This is a genomic window from Blautia argi, assembly GCF_003287895.1.
In the GTDB taxonomy this organism is placed as follows: Bacteria; Bacillota; Clostridia; order Lachnospirales; family Lachnospiraceae; genus Blautia; species Blautia argi.
Genome location: NZ_CP030280.1, coordinates 2,336,704 through 2,357,500 on the forward strand (window position 1 = coordinate 2,336,704; position 20,797 = coordinate 2,357,500).

Sequence of the window (20,797 nt, forward strand, 5' to 3'; positions counted from 1 at the left end):
AAAACTCCATAAGATATCCGCTCTATCTCAACTCTCCAGCGTAATTTTTCAATTTTATTCTTCTCTTTACATAAACCAGACGTCCTGTCTGGTGGTTGATATGGATACTGCACCGGCATCTAAAGCTGCCATAATATCCTCCTTATCTGCAATCAAACCGCCTGCGATAACCGGCACTCTGCTCTCTTTGCAGATTCTTTTGATAATCTTCGGCATAACGCCGGGAAGCACCTCAATCATATCCGGGTGAACACTGTCTGTCTGCCTGCGAATGCTATCAAACGCAATGGAATCAATGACAAAGAATCGCATAATGGCAAACAGTCCTTCCTCCTTTGCCTCCCGAATCACATTGGGCTTTGTGGAAATAATCCCGTCTGCATGAGTGACGGATTTAATATAGGTCACTGCAATTTCCCTGCTGCTTAGTCCTGCAATCAGATCCAGATGAACAATCACTGTTTTTCCTGCTGCCTTCAGTCTTGCTACAATATCACCGATGCTGCAAATATCTCCATACAAAACAAAGACAATTTGAATATCGGAATGCTGGCAGCGTTTCAGCCCTTCCTCATCTTTAATTGCGGCAATGACCGGGCAGTCCTCAAACTCTTCCATTCTTTCTCGCTTCATTGTTCTTTCTGATGCCCTCTTTTCTCCCTTATGTACAAAAGACAAGAGAATAAGACCGCCTGTGCAGCCCTAACTCTTGTCACTCTCTCTTTGTTTATTATACTACAGCTCCTATCCTCTTGCAAGAAATTTTTATCGGTAAAAGCACACAATGGGACATCCCACCTCAATGTTTTCATAAAAATTTCCTGCAAAGGAAACAGGCAGATTAATGCAACCATGAGAGCCGCCATAAAGATAAATATTCCCGCCAAAGTTCCAACGCCAGTTAGCGTCATGCAGCCCGATTCCTCCGTTAAAAGGAAGCCAGTAAGATACCGGAGATTCATAATCATAGCTTCCGTCTTCATTGGGTGCAGGGCGCAGAACCTGATTCCTCTGCTTTGCCTTCAGGGTATAAGTCCCACCTGGCGTCTGCCTGCTATAATCGTAATAGGTACCGGACACAAAATCACTATCCATAAGGAGCATACCGTCCTTATAGTACCATAAATGCTGTGCAGTCAGGTCGATTTCCACATAAGTACCGCCTAAATCATTTGCCCCGTATACAGCGCCCCGGCGAGCATATACCGGTTCTCTTTCTACCTTTGCATGCGCCTGAATATCCGCCAGAAGCTGCTGCCTCTCTGCTTGTGCATCAATACGAAAACCATAAGTTCCCCCTTCTACGGAAACAGGCTGCCCGGTACTTGTACTGGTAATGGTTCTGGGTTTTCCAACTGTATTGTACTTCTCTCCCAACATATTTACATATTCCCTGATATGCTCCTGCAGCACTCCAGAATTCTCCAGATAATTACCATTTTCATCATAGGTTAGCCAATCCTTTACTGTCATGCCGTCCAGCACTTCCCTCTTTTCTCCAAAGGTATAGGTGACTGTCACGGCAGCACAGCCATTCCACACCTCCTGCTGTTTTTTCAGGGCTTCATCGTTCCTTGTTACAGCCGGAGCTTTGTATACTCCTGCCTCCTCTGCCGAAAATCTTCCCTGACTTTTCTGTACTGCTTCTTTTACCTTTTCCTGCAATTTCTCCTGCTCAATAGTGGTTCCCGGCTCTTCCTTTTTTATTACAAACTGATTGTTCTCAAAGGCTATATACGCGTCCTTGGGCGGCTTTATATTAGCTTCCTGTACACAATCTAAATTCTGCAGTTTTTCTTTCAAAAGCCCTTCGTCAAACAGAATATTTTCTTCTATTTCATGATTAGTTCTCTGAAAAAATCCCTTTATCCATGCCATTGGATTTTGCTGCTCCAGCGCCTGCTCTGCTCCCTTATGGGGAACATAACGATAACCGATTTCCGTTCCCGAAATTCTCTCCTTTTTGCCTTCCCGCAGACAAATTTCCAGGGTATAATCCTCTATTTTTTCTTTTAATTTTTGCTCTGCCTCTTCTGTTGTCAGATTCCGGCAGTCCAGACCATTTATCCTTGTCCCATAGAAGAAGTGATTTCTGTAATAAAAGGCTCCAGCTCCATAGGCAATTCCTGCCAGAAGAAGGGCAATTCCTCCACCCAATACCGCTTTTTTCCAGAAATCTGTGGTTCCTTCCTTTTTTTTCATTCCTGTTACTCCATTCTTGTTTCCTTGTTTCTGCCCTGACCAACTCTTAGTCTATGTACTCCTTTTGTTTTTTATGAAAAATTCTCATAATAGGCGTAATTTTTTATACCTTTCCTTCGGATATATAGATGAAGAGAAGATTTTATCTTCCCTTTACCCTTTAATGTGGACCAGGACCGTGACACCCTGGTCCTTTTTTACTATATAGTAAAAACCACTGTGCCAGAACATAAGATACGTCCATTTTCCATAATTTTACAAAAAATGTCAAGGTTCCGGAGTAAAAAAGTAAGGCTTTCCCAGCCTTTTGCTGTGAAGCCTTACTTTTCTATAATAGTTCTTTTTCTCTTTTTATTTCTTTATCTTTTTGTCCTCCGTTTTACAATTACAAGTAAAACAACTGTGCCAAGGGAAAGAAGAACCGCTGCTGCTGCCTGACCCAGAGGAAAGGTATCCCCGGTCTTTGCTGCAGAAGAGGATTTTGATAGATTGGATACGCCGGAAGGCTTCTTTCCGCTTCCGTTATCTTTTCCGGAAGAAGTTCCCGTACCGCCTCCTGTACTCTTTTTCTTCAATTCCTTCATTGCCTTTTCCAGTGCCTGGGCTTTCTTATCCACATCGCTCTGGGAAGCGCCTTCTGCCTTTACAATCGCTTTTGCCTCTTCCAACGCCTGAGCAAAGACCTTCCAGGAATCTGTTGTGTAGTCTTTTTCTTTCAGCTTCTCTGCCTTTGAAATCAACTCCTGAAGTTTTTCCAGATTTAACTCTCCTTCCGTTTCACCCGGAATTTTAACAAGCTGTTCCTTCGCTGCTCTAAGGTCTGCTTCTGCCTTATCTACTGTTTCCTGCTGAGCATGCTCATCTGCCAGGACTTTCTGTGCTTCTACCAACGCATTTTGGAAGATTGTCCAGCTTTCTTCCGTGTAATCTCCGCGGCTTAAGAGATCTGCTTCTTTCACCAACTTTTCCAAAGCCGTTTTATCTGCCTGCTGGTTTGTATCCTCATTCTGACCCTGGTCGTCTTTTAATACCAGATTTTCCATTGCCGCATTTAAAAGAGCCGTTGCCTCATCAACCTGTGTCTGTGTGCTTTTTTTATCCTTCAGCACTGCTTCTGCCTGTTTCAGCACCCTTTCAAATGCCTTCCAGCTCTCATTTGTATAATCTTCTTTTTTCTTTTTAGAAGCCTCTTTTACCGCCTGCTCCAGGGCATCTTTTTTCGCCTCTGTGGGTTCTTTCTTTTCCAGAGCCATCATTGCTTCTGTCAATGCTTTTTCCAATTCTTCTGCTTCAGCCTGCACAAGTTCCGGATTTTCCAGACCTGCCTTCGCCTTTTCTAAAGCAGCTTCAAAGACCTTCCAGGTTTCTTCCGTATAATCCTTCTTCTTTTTCTCATCTGCACGGGCAATTAAAGCCTCCAATTCTGTGCAATCCGCTCTTTCCACAAGCGCTTCCAGTGCGGCGTCCAAATCTGCCTTTGCCTGATTGACTACGTCCTGTACTGCGTTTTCATCTACATAAACCTGATTTGCATATACAAGGGCTTCTTTTTAATACTGTCCAGGTAGATGGCGTGTAAGCATGCTCCTCTTTTCCAGTGGCCTCATCAATCGATGCCTTTAATCCGTCCTTGATTACCGGTTTTTGTTCTTCCGCATATTTACCGGTAACTTTCCATTCAATCACGCCCGTTCCTCTGGACGCATCATCTGGTAAGTCAGGATTCTGCTGCGGTTTCATTGTCAGGCGAAGTCCCGTGGTTCTGATTCCGTTAAGTTCTGTCACATTATACTTATCTGCCTCACAGGTCATATTTGCTTCTGTCGGAACCCATACTCCGTTTTCGTCCAGATATTCCAAACCGGCTGATTCCGGAAGGAAATTGCCCACTTCGTTTTGGAAATAATAAATCTCTACATTCTGCACTTCTATTGGTTTCTCCCAGATATAAGATACCCAGCCGTCCAAAATGTTCTTTTCTTTCATCGTAACGATTCAGCCAGTTATGCCATACTCCATTTGCAGTATCTGCAGAATTTGTCGGTTCCTGATTATCATTTAAAGCAGCCAGACCGCCAAGGTCATCTGGTCTTCCCTCTTGTCCGTCATAATTACAAAGTCCGTCTGCTATTGCGTCCACTGCAAGATTTCTGCTGTCCGGATTTTCAGAAGATTCCTCAAGACTTTCCATTGCCTGCCGCAAATCCGCTTCTGCTTTTTCTACCTCTTCCCAAGTAGCATCAGGCTTGTCCAGAATCTGTTTTGCCTTCTTCAGTTCTGCTGCAAAAACTTCCCAGCTTTCCGCTGTATAGTCCTCTTTTTGCAGGGTTTCTGCCTCTGCGACAGTTGCCTGTAGTTTGGTTTTATCTGTTTTTTCAGAAGGAACCAGATTGTTTTTCGCTTTAGTCAGGGCAGAAAGTGCGATTTCTACCTCTTTTCTGCTTGCCTGATTATCTGCTGCTATGGCTTTTGCTTCTGCCAGCGCTTTTCCAAAGGTTTCCCAGGTTTCCGCTGTATAATCCTCTTTCTGCAGAGCTTCTGCCTCCTTTATAGCAGCCTGTAAGGCTTCTTTATCTGCCTGTGCCGTATTTCCGTACACCTTCCATTCCATCACGCCTACACCATTGCTGTCTGCCGCCTGTTTATTCAAAGTCACACGAATGGCTGTTGTGATAACCTCCTGAAATTCTGTATGGTTAAACTGGTCAATCTCTGTATCGTATGCGCTTGCCTGTGGCACTTCCTTCCAGTTTCCGTCACTGTCTAAATATTCATAGAGATAAGAGGACGGAAGATTAATTCCACCGTTATTGGTCTGTTCTCCGTCATACCAGAAATAAATATCTGCGCCTTTTAATGCAACCTCTGTATTCCAGGTATAAGTAACGGTTTCCTTTTCGCTGATATTTCCCCAGGTTCCATAGCGAGGGTAAAGTTCCTTATCCGGGTTGTAGGAATTCTCCGGAATTTTTCCGTCATTTACCGCGGATAAGCTCTCCCAGCCTGCTACAAAGCTGGTAGAGGGAATTGCACTAAATGCCATGTTTCCGTCTGCGGTAGGCAGATTTGCCATAATCCGTTCCAATTTAGCTGCTGCTGCATCTGCTTCGTCCTGTTTTGCTTCTTTGTTGTCGTATACTGCCTGTGCTTCTTCCACGGCTGCTTTCAGTGTTTCCTCTGCACCTTCCTCAAACAGGCTGGTATCCAGAGCTGCTGCTTTTTCCAAAGCTGCTTTTAAAAGCTGCTTGTCTGCTGCCATTTCATCGGAATATCCGAAAACCTTCCATTCAATAACGCCGCAGCCCAGAGTCTTAGGCGCCATATTCATACGGAAAGAAGTGGTTGTAACCGGTGCAAAAGTCGTCTTATTATACTGGTCAAGCTTAACCCCAAAACCTTCTCCATTTTTCCACATCTTTCCAGTTTCCGTCTTTATCCTTGTATTGAAAATTAACTGATGCAGGGGCGAAATTGCCGTCTGTAAAGTAATATGCCTCTGTTCCGGTAATGGTCACTTCTGAATTCCAGTCATACTGTACCCATGCATCTTCTGACTGATTTCCCTGCCAGTTATGCCATACTCCATGTGTTTTATCTCTGGAACTTTCAGGCTCATAACCATCATTTAAACCTGCCACACCACCTAAATCCTCCGGCGTGTCAATAATCGCTGACGGTGTTGCAATCAGAGCAATATTCTGTTCTTTTCCCTCCACAACAGAAACTTTGGTCTTCACTTCCAGATTCAGCCCTTCAATCTTTCCTGTTGCCTCAAATTCTCCCTTCACTGCATAAGCAGATTTATCAATAGGATTCCAGGTAACCTCTTCATATTTACAAAGTCCATTGGAATATTCCACTTTTGCTGTTTTTGGCATGGAGGGCTCTACTCCTACTGAAGTAATAACCGGAGATATCACAACTTCTGTGACCTCTGCTTCGCCTTCGGTACCATATTCTGTCTTCAACTCTTCCTCTGTCATGGCTCTTGACAGCATTTTAAAGTTATCGTAATTTCCATTCAGCCAGGGACTGCTCTCAGAAGCAGAACGTCCCATAAAGTTTTTCTGTACCTTTCCCAGCTTATCAAAAGAAAATCCTGCATCTGTAATTTCCGCATATTTTTCTCCGTTAATAAAAAGCGCTGCTGTATTGTCTTTTAAGGTAACTTCTACGTTCTGCCAGCTTCCTTCACTTAAAAGCACGCCTGATTTTGCTGACGCAAGTTCTCCTGATTTCAGGTTGCTGACGTTTAAAGAAAGTTCATTCGCCCCTTCAAATGCCACATAAAACAGATTTTCTTCCATATCCCCAAACTCAAACAGTCTGGTTCCGCTTGTCTGTACGCCGTTTAACTTCACATCCATGGAAATCGTTGCTTCTTTGGTATTCTTTGTCAGAGCATTGGACAGCTTTACATATCCGCCCACTTCTCCGTCCATAGCAATTGCCTGTCCACTGTCTTTTCCTTCGGCAGTTTTTACCTGTCCTTTCTGTTCCGCATCAATCCCTGAACCGCTGATGTCTTTGACTGTTCTCTGTGCCTCGTCCATATGTTCTGCTTCAAAGTCATACTGCGCCAACACCTCCGGAAGCTCTGTTTCCCCTTCTACTGTGATTTTGACCGTATCGCTGGCAGACGCGCTCTTTCCTTTTGCAGTCAGCTTTAATACATATTCGCCCGGTGTGCTGAAAGTGATTTTTGTGGAAGTATTCTCTGCATTTGCAAATTCTGCCTTTGCGCCTGCAGGTGTTTCTTCTGCGCTCCACTTTACCTCCGGTGTGGTATGCAGCCATGCTGCATCTCTTGCGCTTCCGTGAAGAACCGTTGTTTCTTCCATAGATACGGTTTTATCTTCTTCTGCATCAACCACTGGTTTGGTATCTTCTAAAAGCTCTCCTGCCTGAATCTGTACATGAACAGTATCCTTTGCAGGCAGCGGCAGGGCAACGGTTGTGGTACCTTCTTTTGCAATAAAACTGCCAACTACCTCTCCGTCTGCCAATACCTGATAATTTCCTGCCGGAATTCCTGTAAGATCCAGGTTTGACTCATGGGCTGCGCCTGTTACATTTGTAATATCCATAGAAATATCGGTTCCGTCTTTAGATACCACTGCATGACGATACTGATCCCGATATAATTCCAGAGAGATTTTTTCATTAATCAGATTCAGTCTGTGATAAACGCCGTCCAAAGGTGTAACTGCATAAGCGTTTCCCTTATCTTCTACATTACAGCCATATCCAAAAAGACCAAATACCGGATCCATTGCCACATCAGAGGAAGCAATTCTCACGGCTCCAAAAAGCGCCAAATCCGCTTCACCGGACATTTGCCTCCAGCCATTATGCAGCTTGCCGCCACCGGTTCCGAGCGCCGTATCATTTCCCATTTCTGCCTGATACGTCCATGCAACAGTTCCGATATTATCCGGGTCTGCATCGATCTGTCCGGAGTTAATCACGGTAAAGTTCGCCAGCTTTCCGGCATAATTAATTCTCTGTGCTTCTCCCAATTCTTCGCTGCTTAATCCATTATCCTGCATGCGAAGCCAGTCATCCATACAGTAACCGGCAAGGGAAGCTGTATACTGAAAATTAAACCAGTTTTCCCCACAGATTGTCGTTGGATTTCCATAGTGATACCAGATGGGCTGTACGCCTCTGCAGGCTCTTGTCTTTTCGTCTACCATGGACATAATCTCTTTGTTTCCGAACATCTTTGCCAGTGTGTAAATAGCTTCCTCGCTGGTGTTATCATAAGGATATTCCGAAACATAGGGATACTTCTCACCGGAGAAATTCGCAAGCTTTTTCTCCATAATCTGCAGCAGATTCTCTGCTTCTTCCTCATATCCCCTCTCCTGAAGGGCTGCTATAATATCCGGAGTGGTGGATTCTCCCATAAGACCAGTTCCCCAGTTATAGCCCACAGAACCTTCGTTGTAAAGCGCGTCCATAATATGATAGCAGCGCAGAAGATAGGTGTCCGGCTCTTCGATATAATCAATCAAATCCGGATACTGCTCTGCAATCTTATACATGGAAAAATAGGTATTATAAATATGTGGATAAGCAAATCCCCTGTAAGTGGGCGTTGTATTTGGTTCCGGCATAAGGAAATCGTGAATCAGGAAATCTTCCTGATGTTCCTGCATGAGGTTCTGCCAGATAGCCACGTCCAGATATTCGTCCAAAGCCTTTACCTGTTCTGCCACCGGATTGTAAGAATTCATCTCTGCCAGATATTCTCCGTGGACATATCCCCAGTCGTCGCCCCAGCCCCAGTATCCGTCAAAAGAACCTCTCTTTTCCTTGGTATCCATAAGCCAGTCATCAAAAACTTTATCCTGAATCTGTCCCGGCGCATCCCACTGTGTCTTGAGCAGAAAATCCGAATGGTCTGAAAGAGCCTCCTCTAAATCAGCCATCATATAAAACTGCAGCATGGTTGTTTTGTCCTGCCCATTCTGCTTATAATTTACAATAATATCATTCTGTCCCAAATCGCCGAAGCCAATATCATAAATATGATACTGTTCCTCGTCAATGATTTTTGTTTCCACAAACTTTGCATAAGTATTCGCTTCTGTTCTCTCACAGGGCAGATTGTTGGAAACCGTATTGGTTCCCTTATGTAAATTGTTGTTGTGAGGACAGCGAAATTCAAAGGAAATATCCTCTGCCGGAATCTTTGTATGAAGATACATTTTTGCCGGCATATCTTTTGCAAAGGTCATACCCGGAACAGCCACTGCATCGAGAATGCCCTCTTGGTACAAAACGGATTTCATATGGTTTTCGTCCTGTACTCCTGTAAATTCAAAGGCATAGGTTTTACTTTCTCCTGCCCCAAGGGTCATACTGCTGCTTTCCATATACCCTTTGTTGCCGGATTTTTCATCTTTGCTGATAGCGTCGGAATGAATATAAAAAACGTTCAGACCGTTCGCCCAGTCCGCCTGGTCCATACACCATTCTTTTTCCTCGGCACGGCGCTGTCCGACCTGCCAATGATCCTGGTATTCAAACCCGGCGCCTGTTTCTGTATCCGGCGTCATAAGCAAAAATCCGCCCTGACCGCTGGGTCTTGTAGCATACACATAAGAAGAGTCCTTTCCTACAAAGCTGTGGTCAACCGTACAGGTTTCATATGCTTCTCCCTGATTGACCCAGATTTCATGGAAGGCCAGAGGAACACCAAAATCACCGAATATCAAATCCGAATCTGTGGTATTCTCCACTGTGATTTCCCAGCGAAGCTGGTCTTCTACCAGAGCATAGGTTTCCACCAGCTTAAAGTCCTTAATTGCCCGTTCCCCTTCTGTTTTTTGTGTTATCATAGGTTACTACAATCTTATTTCCGTCCAGTTCCACACTTCTTCCGGCATCAGAAGAATTGGTAAGGGATTCACTCCAGTTCTCCTCCCCTGCCTTCTTTGTTTTGAACATCAAATCCCCCAACCACTCATGGGCTGCCGTATCCTGTTTCGGATTATCTCTGACATTCATAACATAATTGGTATCATACTGATCCCCTACGATTTTCAGGGACGTAATTTCTCCGTATTTCCCTGTTTCCACATCAAAATATTCATTTCTCAGATGATACCCTGTTTCCGTCTTTTCTGCCACTGTCTTCCCTGCTGCTGCCCAAATTTCCTCAAGGCTGCCCATATACGGGAAAACGCCGCCGGTTGTCAGCACCGCTGTCAGAGCGGTTGCCAGCAAAGACATGGATTTTCGTCTTTTCCCCATAGCTTCTCCTCTCATTAAACGTTTAAGTTATTTATCTGAAAAAAGCCTATATGCAAACACAGGTTTCACATATAGGCTTTTCCAGGTACAAATTTTATTTTTCTCCCCGCCTCAAAATTCGTCTTATTTTCCCAGACGAATCACGTTCCAGGAAGCTCTCTTTAATACGCTTGTTACCACACCGCTGTCCAGTTTGCTTCTGTCATCTGCATTTACAGGATAAACTTTTTCTCCTGCCAAACTGTTGGTTGCTTTCAAATCCTCATTTTCCATAACAATGTGTTCCAGCAGACGATATCCCTCGAAGCTTCTCACATCCGTAGTCAGCTCTACATCTTCTTCCAGATTACGGTTTACTGCAAAAATAGTAACCTCGTCCTTTTCCTCATTGTATACTGCAATAGATTCCACGTCTGTAATTTCATCGTGCTTTGCTGTAGCATGCTTAGTACCGGAAATTACCGGCTGCAATGCAATTCCTCTTCCGTATCTGGAAGCATGCATAAATGGATAGAAAATGGTCTGTTTCCATGCTCCGCCTGCTACATCTGTCATAATCGGCGCAATAACATTGACAAGCTGTGCCAAACATGCCATTTTTACACGGTCTGCATGCTTCATCAATGTAATTAACATCAGACCAACCAGCAGTGCATCTTCAAAATTGTAGATATCCTCCAACATTGGCGGCGCTACCTGCCATGGATGATTTTCTGTAATATCATCATCTGCTGCATTGGAATGGAACCATACATTCCATTCATCAAAGCTTAAATTCATGGTCTTTTTGCTGCGTTTTTTCGCTTTTACATAATCACAGGTTGCAATAATGGTACGGATAAAATCGTCCATATCGTCAGACTGTGCCAGAAAATCATTGCTGTCATTATCTCTGTTTCCATAATACTGGTGCATGGAAATATAGTCCACATAGTCATAAGTATGGGACAGTGTCACAGCTTCCCAGTCCGGGAATGTAGGCATTTCGCGGTTAGAACTTCCGCAGGATACCAGTTCAATAGTCGGGTCAATCAGACGCATAGCCTTTGCAGTTTCTTCTGCCAGACGACCGTATTCCTCCATGGTTTTGTGTCCAATCTGCCATGGACCGTCCATTTCATTTCCAAGACACCATACCTTAATGTTGTGCGGATCTTTTACCCCATGTTTAATACGCAAATCACTGTATTTTGTACCTGAAGGGTGATTGCAATATTCCAGAAGATTGCAGGCATCCGAAATGCCTCTTGTTCCCAGATTCACTGCCATCATCACTTCGGAATTTACCTGCTTTGCCCATTTGGAAAATTCATTTAAACCGATTTCATTCTTTTCCAAACTTCTCCATGCCAGTTCCAGACGATGAGGTCTTTCTTCCACAGGACCCACAGAATCTTCCCAGTAGAAATTAGATACAAAGTTTCCTCCGGGATAACGGATAATCGGCACGTCCAGCTCTTTCACCAATTCTACCACATCTTTTCTGAATCCATTTTCATCTGCTGCCGGGTGTCCGGGCTGATAAATTCCTTCATATACCGCTCTTCCCAGATGTTCAATGAAAGAACCATAAATTCGTTTATCAATAGGAGCAATCTGAAATTCCTTATCTAATACCATTTTTGCTCTTCTGCTCATAATATAAACCTCCTGATGCTTTTCTCAATAAATCATTCTTTTACTGCACCTGCTGTCATTCCTTCGATAAAGTATCTCTGGAAGCAGATAAATAAGATAAAAATAGGAATAATGGAAAATACGGAACCAACTACCAAAAGGCTGTAATTATCACCATACGGGTTGATTAATGTATTTAGACCAATGGTCAGTGTGTACTTCTCTGAGGAACGGATTACCAGCAAAGGCCACAGATAATTGTTCCATGCATTCATACCATTTAAGATAGCCATAGCAGAGAATGCGGGCTTCATAATCGGTACAATCAGACGGAAGAAGATTCCATATTCTGTACAGCCGTCAATACGACCAGCTTCAATCAGAGATTTCGGAAGTCCTAAAAGGTACTGTCTGAAGAAGAAAATCGTAGAGGCATGTGCCAGAAACGGCACAATAACTGCCGCATAATTATCCATCATTCCCCAGGAAGAAATCTGCTTGTAAAGAGGAAGCATAATAACCTCAAAAGGAATAGAAAGAATAATCAGCACAATTACAAAGAAGAAATTCTTTCCTTTAAAATCATAGGCTGCAAAACCATAGGCTACAAAAGAACTCACTAATAAAGTAAGAACTACTGTAAGCACGGTAAGCAGCAAACTGTTTCCAAACCAGATCCAGTAATCATGGCTTCCGGTAAACAAAAGCACATAATTATCCAGTGTCATATTTGCCACGTCCAGATTCAGGTTTAAGCCGTACTGGAGCAAATGGTTTCCTGGCTTAAAACTTGCCAGCACAATGGCATACACGGGTATTACAATTAAAATTGCAAGAATTGTAAAGAAGATGACCATACATATGGTAGCCATTTTGTTTTTTCTTTTCTGACTTTTTCCAATTGCTTCTGCTGCCATATTATCTCTCCTCCTTCTTGAAAGTTCCTGTTGCAACTAACTGAATCATATTAATAATCATAACCACTAACAGCAATACCAGACCCACGGCGCAGGCATAACCCATAGCACGTTTTTCAATACCCTGTCTATACAGGTATCCCACAATAGTAAGACCAATGTTCTGCGGGGAATTGTTTCCTTTCCACAGCATAAAGGATTCCAGGAACATGGATAAGCCTGCATAAATACTAATAGTTAATACATAAACTGTTGTTGGTTTCACCAATGGGAAGGAAATTTTAATAAACTGCTGCCATTTGGACGCTCCATCAATAGATGCTGCTTCATAAATATCGGTAGGAATGCTTTGCAGTCCTGCCAGGAAATATAGAATATTGACTCCTGTCCATCTCCAGCATGCTACAATCAAAAGTGCAAAATAGCCTGTCCATTCTCCTTTCAGCCATTTAATAGGGGATCTTCCCAGAAATTCCATAATCTGATTTGCAAGGGAGGTATCCATTTCGCCAAACATAAGACGGAAAATCGTACCTGCAACCACTACAGAAGTCAGAGCAGGAAGGAAATAAACGGATTTGAAAAATCCTGCCCCTTTCATCAGCTTACTGTTTAACAGGCTGGCAAAAAACAGAGGGAAGGGAATCAAAAAGAATCAGGGTTCCAACCATATATTTCAGACTGTTATAAACAGCCTTAAAGAACATTTTATCTGTCAAAAGGCGGGAATAGTTGTCAAATCCAACCCATTTATCCTTTAATACGTCCTGGAAGCTGAGCAGTACGCCATTTCCGATAGGGAACAGCCAGAACAGAAGGATTGTAATTACAAAGGGAAGGATAAACACATAAGGCGCTGCCTTTTGTGAGTAGAAGAATTGTTTTACTTTATTCATCGTGTCCGGTAACTCCTTTCATTGGTTTCTGAAAAAGAGGGCTGCCGCACAGCAGCACTCAGGAATATTCCAACATATTCGCGATATGCACTTCATGCGACAGCCTCACTGTTTCCTCTTATTCAGCAAATTCGTTTTCCAATGTTTCCTGTGCAGAATCAAGTGCTTCTTTTACATCTACATCAGACTCGAAAACATCGTTTAAGGTCTGTGTTGTAAATACATTATTAATAGAAGGCATCTTTTCATCTGTATAGCAGTCTAACAGACCAATGCTGTCCTGAACCTCAAGAAGCGGTGCGAATGGTTTTGTATTGAAGTACTGTACAAACTGGTTGTCCGGATTTTCTGTAAGAGTTGTATCTGTCCATACTTCTGTGTTTACAGGGTCAAAGCCTAATACATTGTAAATTTCATGGCTTGCTTCATCAGAAAGCTTGATATATGCAAAGACTTCTGATGCAAGGTCTGCATGCTCGCTGGAAGCTACAACTGCTGTACCTGTACCGCCGCCGCCAATGGTTTTGACTGCATCATTTTCGCCCCATACAGGAGGAACGGTAATGGCAACTTTACCCTTTAAGTCTGTCATATAGCTTGTGTAACGGCTTGTCTGCCAGAATGGCATAATAGATGCTGCCACATCACCGCTGTTGTACAGAGGGTATGCTTCTTCATTATCCGGCTGTCCACCTGCAATGGTATCAAGGGCTCCTGCTGTCTGCATATCTTTCAGATACTGTAAACATTCCACCATAGTTTCATTGTTTACGTCCAGGGATCCGTCGTCCTTTAAGTAGCTGCCGTCCTTCTGAGCCAGCATCAAGTTTAAGGTCCACTGTGCTGTAGTTTCTGCTGCTGCAAAGGTCTTTCCGGTAGCTTCTTTGTATTTTACACCTGCATTTTTAAAATCTTCCCATGTTTTGATTGCTGTGTAATCAATACCTGCTGCTTCCAGTGCTTCTGTATTATAGAAAGCAACGGTTGTACCAACATGAGTTGGGAATCCATAATATTTTCCGTCTTTTCCGTATAAATCAAGTCTGGATTCTACAACTTTGTCTTTGTATGGCTCAATGGCATCTGTCAAATCCATTAATCCAATTTCTCCGGTTGTAAATGCCGGGAACTTACCAAGCTCAATATCCACAACATCTGGTGCACCTTCACCGGATTCCAGAGCCAAAGACAACTTATTGTGCATATCATCATATGCCATATTGGAAAGCACCAGTTTTACTTTTTTGTCTGGATTTTCTTCATTCCATTTTTCTGCCATTTTTGTGTAGAAATCCTGGTGATTTTCGATAAATGTCCATACATTTAAGGTTGTGACATCTTCTCCTTCCACGTCCATTTCTCTTTTTCCGGTTTCCTTTTTCTCACCGTCATCTTTTGCACTTCCTCCGCAGCCTGCTAACATACTTCCTGCCATTGCTGCACATAATACTGCTGCCAACACTTTTTTCTTCATATTCAGTGTCCTCCCTAATCCTTTTTTTATCAATATCAGAAACCCTCTGTTTCTGTATGATACCTTTTCATAATGGCTTTTAATGATTTATCAGTTCTTTTATCCAGACAGTCATTTCTCCTGTCCTTCTGTTGCCCCAGTTGCAATAAGGAACAGCCTTTAATACCGTATCCTCAAGCACTGGCTTTGCCTCATTGTAAAGGCTGCCGTCTTCCCAGCCCTTCATGGTAATCCGCTTTCCTCTCAGCTTAACACTTACCACACCACCTAAAAGCTCAGGCTCATATTGCTCTTCGGGCTCTGCCTCTGTATCCACATAAAGGGAAGAAAGATTACTGCCGTTGTCTGTTTCCTCCAGGCAATAGACCAAAGGACCTCTCATTAAGGCGACTTTTCCTTCGTCTGCCCTTACCTGTGGATTTGCCCATACAAAATGGCTTTTTATCTGAAATTCTATAGTAATTTCTTCTCTGTCACCCAAATTTTCCAGTATCAGATATCCTTTCTGCAAAACTGGATTTTCTGTCTGTTTTTTATTTCGATAGATTTTAAATTCTCTTACATATCCGGGAATCCTCAGAGCCAGATTTCCGCCTGCACCTTCTTGTATTTCTGACCCCTTTTCACCTTCTGCCAGAATGTTCACGCTTCCGTCTGTAAGGAAACTACTGTTTACTTTAATCCTGTACGTCTTTCCCTTTAATACAACCTCTGTTTCATTGGATACATAGAGATTCAGGTAAAGGGATTCTTGATTCTGACTGTAAATGTATTGTCCTAAAGATGCCAGGGTTCTTGCAATATTAGGTGGACAACACGCCACGCCAAACCATTTCTGTCTTACCGGCTTTACATGCTCCAGAGAGGTTCTCTCCATACAGTTGTCCGGCCATACCTCCAGAGGATTCACATAGAAAAAGCTTTTTCCGTCCATGGCAATTCCCGCCAGAACTGTATTGTAAAGCGCTTTTTCTACAATATCCGCATAGGCTGCATCTCTTGTCATATCCCCCATACGCTTACCAAACATGGCCAGTCCAATGGAAGCGCAGGACTCTGAGTAATTTCTGTCATTGGGTAAATCATAATCTGTAGTGAATCTTTCCAAAAGTCCGGAGGAACCAATGCCTCCTGTAATATACATTCGCTTTTGTACCATGTTGTTCCAAAGCGTTTCACAGGCCTTTTCCAATTCCTCGTCCTGATACTCATAAGCCAAATCTGCCATAGCACTGTAGAGATAAACCGCCCTCACGGCATGACCCTCTGCTGTTTTCTGCTGCCGTACCGGAAGATGTGACTGAGAATACTCTGGCTGATATCCTGCAAACTCCGGAAAAATCGGTTTGTATCTTTCTCCTTTTTCTTCCAGTTCAAAGTAATTCGTTCCCTGCCCTCTGGCATCTACAAAAAACTTTGCAGTATCCAGATATTTCCTGTTTCCGGTTATCCGGTAAAGCTTTACCAGAGCCAGCTCAATCTCCGGGTGTCCAGGGTATCCATGACACTGTTTTTCTTCTTTGCCGAACTTCTCGCAAATCACATCTGCAAACCGGGATACAATGTTTAAAAATTCTTTTTTTCCGGTTGCCTCGTAATAGGCTACTGCTGCTTCTATCATGTGTCCTGCAGTATATAGCTCATGTCCTTCTTTCAGATTTGTCCATCTTCTGTCCGGCTCCTGAATGGTATAATAAGTATTGAGATAACCATCTTCACACTGTGCTCTTCCAATCAATGCAATGGTTTCATCAGCCAACCTTTCCAGCTTCTCATCTCTTCCTGATGAAGCCAGAGTGAAAGCAACGGCTTCTAACCATTTTGCCACATCAGTATCCTGAAATACTGCTCCCTGAAAGGTTCCGCTTTCCTCACCAGCCGCAATTCGGAAATTTTGAATACAGTGACTTGGCTCTGCATCTTCTACTCTGTCATTCAGCGTATCCCACTGATAAGGCAATATCACGTCCTTTACCAGTCTGATGTACTTATCCCAAAAGCCATCGTGAATATGTACAGACTTTAACGGAACACTTTTCAATCTTACTTTTTCCATATATCTCCACCTGCTTGTTTTATTAAACGTTTAACACCTTATATCTTATTTTTTCTATCTCTTCTCTCAGACCTTATATCTTTTCTATATATTTTGAAAGAATTGGTTATTTTTCAGGGTTATAAAACGTTTTATATAAAGCTCTTATTGATTTTTCTTATTTATACCATACCATCCTTCTTAAATAAAGTCGAAATATTCATAATTATAACGATTAATAACCATATTATCTCTTATTTTCTCTATTATACTAATCATTTCTTTGTTTTTTATTTTTCATACAACATATATCGTTTATAAATCGTTTAACCGTGTGCATTTTTACCAATAATTTCTTTTTCTTCCCCTTATTTTCAGCCCTAATTTCCTTTTTCACTTTGTGAATTTTTAACAAAAAAACAGCCCTTTGAAACTTTTTTTCCAGTTCCAAAAAGCTGTCATTTTTTTCTTACTTGTATCCTCTTATCTTAACTTGTACCACTATTTTACTGCCTGATTTGCTCTTTTACAGATTTCCGTACAAGTCTGTGACAAGGCATCAGGTACACCAATTCTTCCTTTTGCGGCATAATTTTTTTGTCCAGCAAATCTATCATAACCTCTGCTGCTCGATAGCCAATATCATGCAAAGGAAGGGTGATGGTTGTTAAAGGAGGCTTGTAGTAGCTGGATAATTCTCTGTTATCATATCCTACCACAGAAATATCCTCCGGAATTCTCAGTCCCAATTCATCTGCTCTGTCATATACGCCACCTGCCATAATATCATTCATACAAAAAATGGCTGTAACACCTCTGTCTAAAAGCTTTTCTGTTCCGTTGTAACCGGCCTCTCTATTCCAATCCCCATAATAGATAAACTCTGGATTATACATCAAACCATTATCCCGCAGCGCCTTCTGATATCCCACAAGACGCGCCTGCATGTGAATACTGTCATTCTTTCCTGTAATAACCCCAATCTGCTTATGTCCCCGCTCTATCAAATACTGAACTGCCTCATAAGCGCCATGTTCGTCATCTACTACTACAGAGGGAACCTTTCCGCTCTGTGTATAGCCATATGCCATAACTGCAGGTATGGGTAAATTATCTGGAATGCAGTGCATAATTCTTTCATGCGCTGTTACATAAATAATGCCCTCTACCTGCTTTGCCATAAGCTTTCGGATTTCCTGCTTCACAAGCCCGAAATAGTCTTCCCTGTTATAATATACATCATTATATTTCTTAAACAGACGCATATTGGTAAGCAAAATCTGGTAATCGATTTCCTGGCAGTATTCTGTAATCCCGTCGATAATATCAGGAATACTGAAAATTGTCATATCCTCTGCAATCACTCCAATGCTTCTGGTGTTCCGCATTTTTAGATTCTTTGCCACATAATTTGGCGTATAATCCATTTTCTCTACTGTTTTCAGCACCAAACTTCGAGTAGCCTCACTTGCCCCCGGCTTCCCATTCAGAATGTTGGATACAGTTGCAATAGACACATTACATGCTTTCGCAATCTCTTTTATAGTTGCCATATAAAATACTTTCCCCTTTTTCATTTTTTGTTTTTACTTAAACGTTTTACTTTACACCTAAGTCCATTAAACAACTAAATGACAGGGCTTGTCAACCTTTTATTTTCTAAGGACACATCTTCCCATAAAACAAAAAAAGTCCAGCCAATACTGAACTTTTTAGCAGGGGATGAGGGATTCGAACCCCCCATCGACGGTTTTGGAGACCGGTGCTCTACCATTGAACTAATCCCCTATATTTATACTGTTTTTCATATATATCTTCAAAACCGCATACACAAAACCAAACCATTTCCAACTTACCGTTTTATGGAGTCTTCGGCTTCTTCCGTTCCGAAGCGGTCATTCCTAAATGCTCCGCATTTACTCATGTCCTTTGCTTCGCAAATGACTCCGGTGCCACTTCCACGTTTCGGAATGTAAACATTCCTCTCCGTTCCAGTTTCACCTTCGCCGCTTTCTCCACTATCAGGTCAAGCCCTCGACCGATTAGTAACAGTCAGCTCCATACATTGCTGTACTTCCACCTCTGTCCTATCTACCTCGTCGTCTTCAAGGGGTCTTACTTCTTTCGAATGGGATATCTCATCTTGAGGGGGGCTTCACGCTTAGATGCCTTCAGCGTTTATCCCTTCCAGACTTGGCTACCCGGCCATGCTCTTGGCAGAACAACCGGTACACCAGCGGTCCGTCCACCCCGGTCCTCTCGTACTAAGGGCAGCTCCTCTCAAATATCCTACGCCCACGCCGGAATAGGGACCGAACTGTCTCACGACGTTCTGAACCCAGCTCGCGTACCGCTTTAATGGGCGAACAGCCCAACCCTTGGGACCTACTACAGCCCCAGGATGCGATGAGCCGACATCGAGGTGCCAAACCACTCCGTCGATGTGAACTCTTGGGAGTGATAAGCCTGTTATCCCCAGGGTAGCTTTTATCCGTTGAGCGATGGCATTCCCACTTAATACCACCGGATCACTAAGCCCTACTTTCGTACCTGCTCCACCCGTCGGTGTCGCAGTCAAGCTCCCTTCTGCCTTTGCACTCTTCGAATGGTTTCCGACCATTCTGAGGGAACCTTTGGGCGCCTCCGATACCCTTTCGGAGGCGACCGCCCCAGTCAAACTCCCCGCCTGGCATTGTCCCACCGCCGGTTCACGGCGGCTGGTTAGAAACCCAATACTGCAAGGGTGGTATCCCAACAGCGGCTCCCACACAACTGGCGTTATGTGTTCTCAGCCTCCCACCTATCCTGTACATGCAATACCGAGTCCCAGTACCAAACTGGAGTAAAGCTCCATGGGGTCTTTCCGTCCTGGCGCAGGTAACCAGCATCTTCACTGGTATTTCAATTTCACCGGATGCATTGTTGAGACAGCGCTCAAATCATTACGCCTTTCGTGCGGGTCGGAACTTACCCGACAAGGAATTTCGCTACCTTAGGACCGTTATAGTTACGGCCGCCGTTTACTGGGGCTTAAATTCAAAGCTTCGCTTGCGCTAACCTCTCCTCTTAACCTTCCAGCACCGGGCAGGCGTCAGCCCATATACCTCACCTTTCGGTTTTGCATAGACCTGTGTTTTTGCTAAACAGTTGCTTGAGCCTATTCTCTGCGGCCACATCTCTGTGGCACCCCTTCTCCCGAAGTTACGGGGTCATTTTGCCGAGTTCCTTAACAATGCTTCTTCCGCCGGCCTTAGGATTCTCTCCTCATCCACCTGTGTCGGTTTACGGTACGGGTACGATATAAACAATAGCGGCTTTTCTCGACGCATGGCTCACACACTTCCCTACTTCTTTTCGGTCCGCTTCACGTCTTCAGATTGCCACACGGTTTTTCCTATGTGACTCCTACCCCGCTTGCCCCGGGCTTCCATTCCCGGGTTGTGCTTTCCACACGTGTCCCCACAGTTCTGTCATATCGTAGTACAGGAATCTCAACCTGTTGTCCATCGGCTACGTCTTTCGACCTCGCCTTAGGTCCCGACTTACCCAGGGCAGATCAGCTTTACCCTGGAAACCTTAGATATTCGGCCTAGAGGATTCCCACCTCTATCTCGCTACTCATTCCGGCATTCTCTCTTCCATAAAGTCCACAGCTCCTTCCGGTACTGCTTCTTCCCTTATGCAATGCTCCTCTACCAATCCTTTTCAGGATTCCTCAGCTTCGGTGTCGTGTTTCAGCCCCGGACATTTTCGGCGCAGGACCTCTCGACCAGTGAGCTATTACGCACTCTTTGAATGTATGGCTGCTTCTGAGCCAACATCCTGGTTGTCTTTGAAATCCCACATCCTTTTCCACTTAACACGTACTTTGGGACCTTAGCTGGAGGTCTGGGCT

The 20,797-nt window shown here is 43.5% G+C and carries 12 protein-coding genes, 1 tRNA gene, 1 rRNA gene and 1 pseudogene (1 of these 15 cut by a window edge); all 15 read right to left on the reverse strand.

The features are described from left to right. Window positions 1–66: 66 nt before the first annotated feature. Window positions 67–633, reverse strand: coding sequence for a glycerol-3-phosphate responsive antiterminator (locus DQQ01_RS11395; protein WP_111920917.1), 567 nt, complete (start codon window positions 631–633; stop codon window positions 67–69). Between the two features lie 132 nt (window positions 634–765). Further along, complete coding sequence (locus DQQ01_RS11400; RefSeq protein ID WP_111920144.1) at window positions 766–2,202, reverse strand: L,D-transpeptidase family protein; 1,437 nt, start codon at window positions 2,200–2,202, stop codon at window positions 766–768. A gap of 359 nt (window positions 2,203–2,561) precedes the next feature. Beyond that, complete coding sequence (locus DQQ01_RS11405; RefSeq protein ID WP_162624305.1) at window positions 2,562–3,647, reverse strand: FIVAR domain-containing protein; 1,086 nt, start codon at window positions 3,645–3,647, stop codon at window positions 2,562–2,564. 64 nt (window positions 3,648–3,711) lie between these two features. Beyond that, window positions 3,712–4,062 (reverse strand): hypothetical protein, encoded by a 351-nt coding sequence (locus tag DQQ01_RS11410; RefSeq protein ID WP_207657624.1) that lies wholly within the window; start codon window positions 4,060–4,062, stop codon window positions 3,712–3,714. Beyond that, on the reverse strand, window positions 4,004–5,617 hold the full coding sequence (locus DQQ01_RS11415) for an FIVAR domain-containing protein (RefSeq protein ID WP_111920147.1): 1,614 nt from the start codon (window positions 5,615–5,617) through the stop codon (window positions 4,004–4,006). Before DQQ01_RS11415 ends, DQQ01_RS11410 begins: the two co-directional genes overlap by 59 nt. Next, on the reverse strand, window positions 5,586–9,548 hold the full coding sequence (locus DQQ01_RS11420; protein WP_111920148.1) for a DUF5695 domain-containing protein: 3,963 nt from the start codon (window positions 9,546–9,548) through the stop codon (window positions 5,586–5,588). The genes DQQ01_RS11415 and DQQ01_RS11420 overlap by 32 nt, the downstream gene beginning before the upstream one ends. Then, on the reverse strand, window positions 9,511–9,963 hold the full coding sequence (locus DQQ01_RS11425; RefSeq protein ID WP_111920149.1) for a hypothetical protein: 453 nt from the start codon (window positions 9,961–9,963) through the stop codon (window positions 9,511–9,513). Before DQQ01_RS11425 ends, DQQ01_RS11420 begins: the two co-directional genes overlap by 38 nt. A gap of 123 nt (window positions 9,964–10,086) precedes the next feature. Next, entirely contained in the window at window positions 10,087–11,601 is a 1,515-nt protein-coding gene (gene arfA, locus DQQ01_RS11430) for an arabinosylfuranosidase ArfA (RefSeq protein ID WP_111920150.1), read from the reverse strand. Window positions 11,602–11,633: 32 nt separating this feature from the next. Beyond that, on the reverse strand, window positions 11,634–12,497 hold the full coding sequence (locus DQQ01_RS11435; protein ID WP_111920151.1) for a carbohydrate ABC transporter permease: 864 nt from the start codon (window positions 12,495–12,497) through the stop codon (window positions 11,634–11,636). 1 nt (window position 12,498) lies between these two features. Beyond that, window positions 12,499–13,393: pseudogene (locus DQQ01_RS11440) on the reverse strand (carbohydrate ABC transporter permease). A 118-nt stretch (window positions 13,394–13,511) separates the two neighbouring features. After that, window positions 13,512–14,867: an ABC transporter substrate-binding protein gene (locus DQQ01_RS11445; protein ID WP_111920152.1), complete on the reverse strand. Its 1,356-nt coding sequence runs from the start codon at window positions 14,865–14,867 to the stop codon at window positions 13,512–13,514. A 79-nt stretch (window positions 14,868–14,946) separates the two neighbouring features. Then, window positions 14,947–16,923, reverse strand: a complete 1,977-nt coding sequence (locus DQQ01_RS11450) for a glycoside hydrolase family 127 protein (RefSeq protein WP_111920153.1) — start codon at window positions 16,921–16,923, stop codon at window positions 14,947–14,949. A 485-nt stretch (window positions 16,924–17,408) separates the two neighbouring features. Further along, a complete protein-coding gene (locus DQQ01_RS11460) occupies window positions 17,409–18,455 on the reverse strand; it encodes a LacI family DNA-binding transcriptional regulator (RefSeq protein WP_111920155.1) in 1,047 nt (348 codons plus the stop codon). 163 nt (window positions 18,456–18,618) lie between these two features. Further along, a tRNA-Trp gene (locus DQQ01_RS11465) sits at window positions 18,619–18,690 on the reverse strand. Between the two features lie 234 nt (window positions 18,691–18,924). Continuing rightward, window positions 18,925–20,797, reverse strand: a 23S ribosomal RNA gene (locus DQQ01_RS11470); it runs 1,014 nt beyond the window's last position.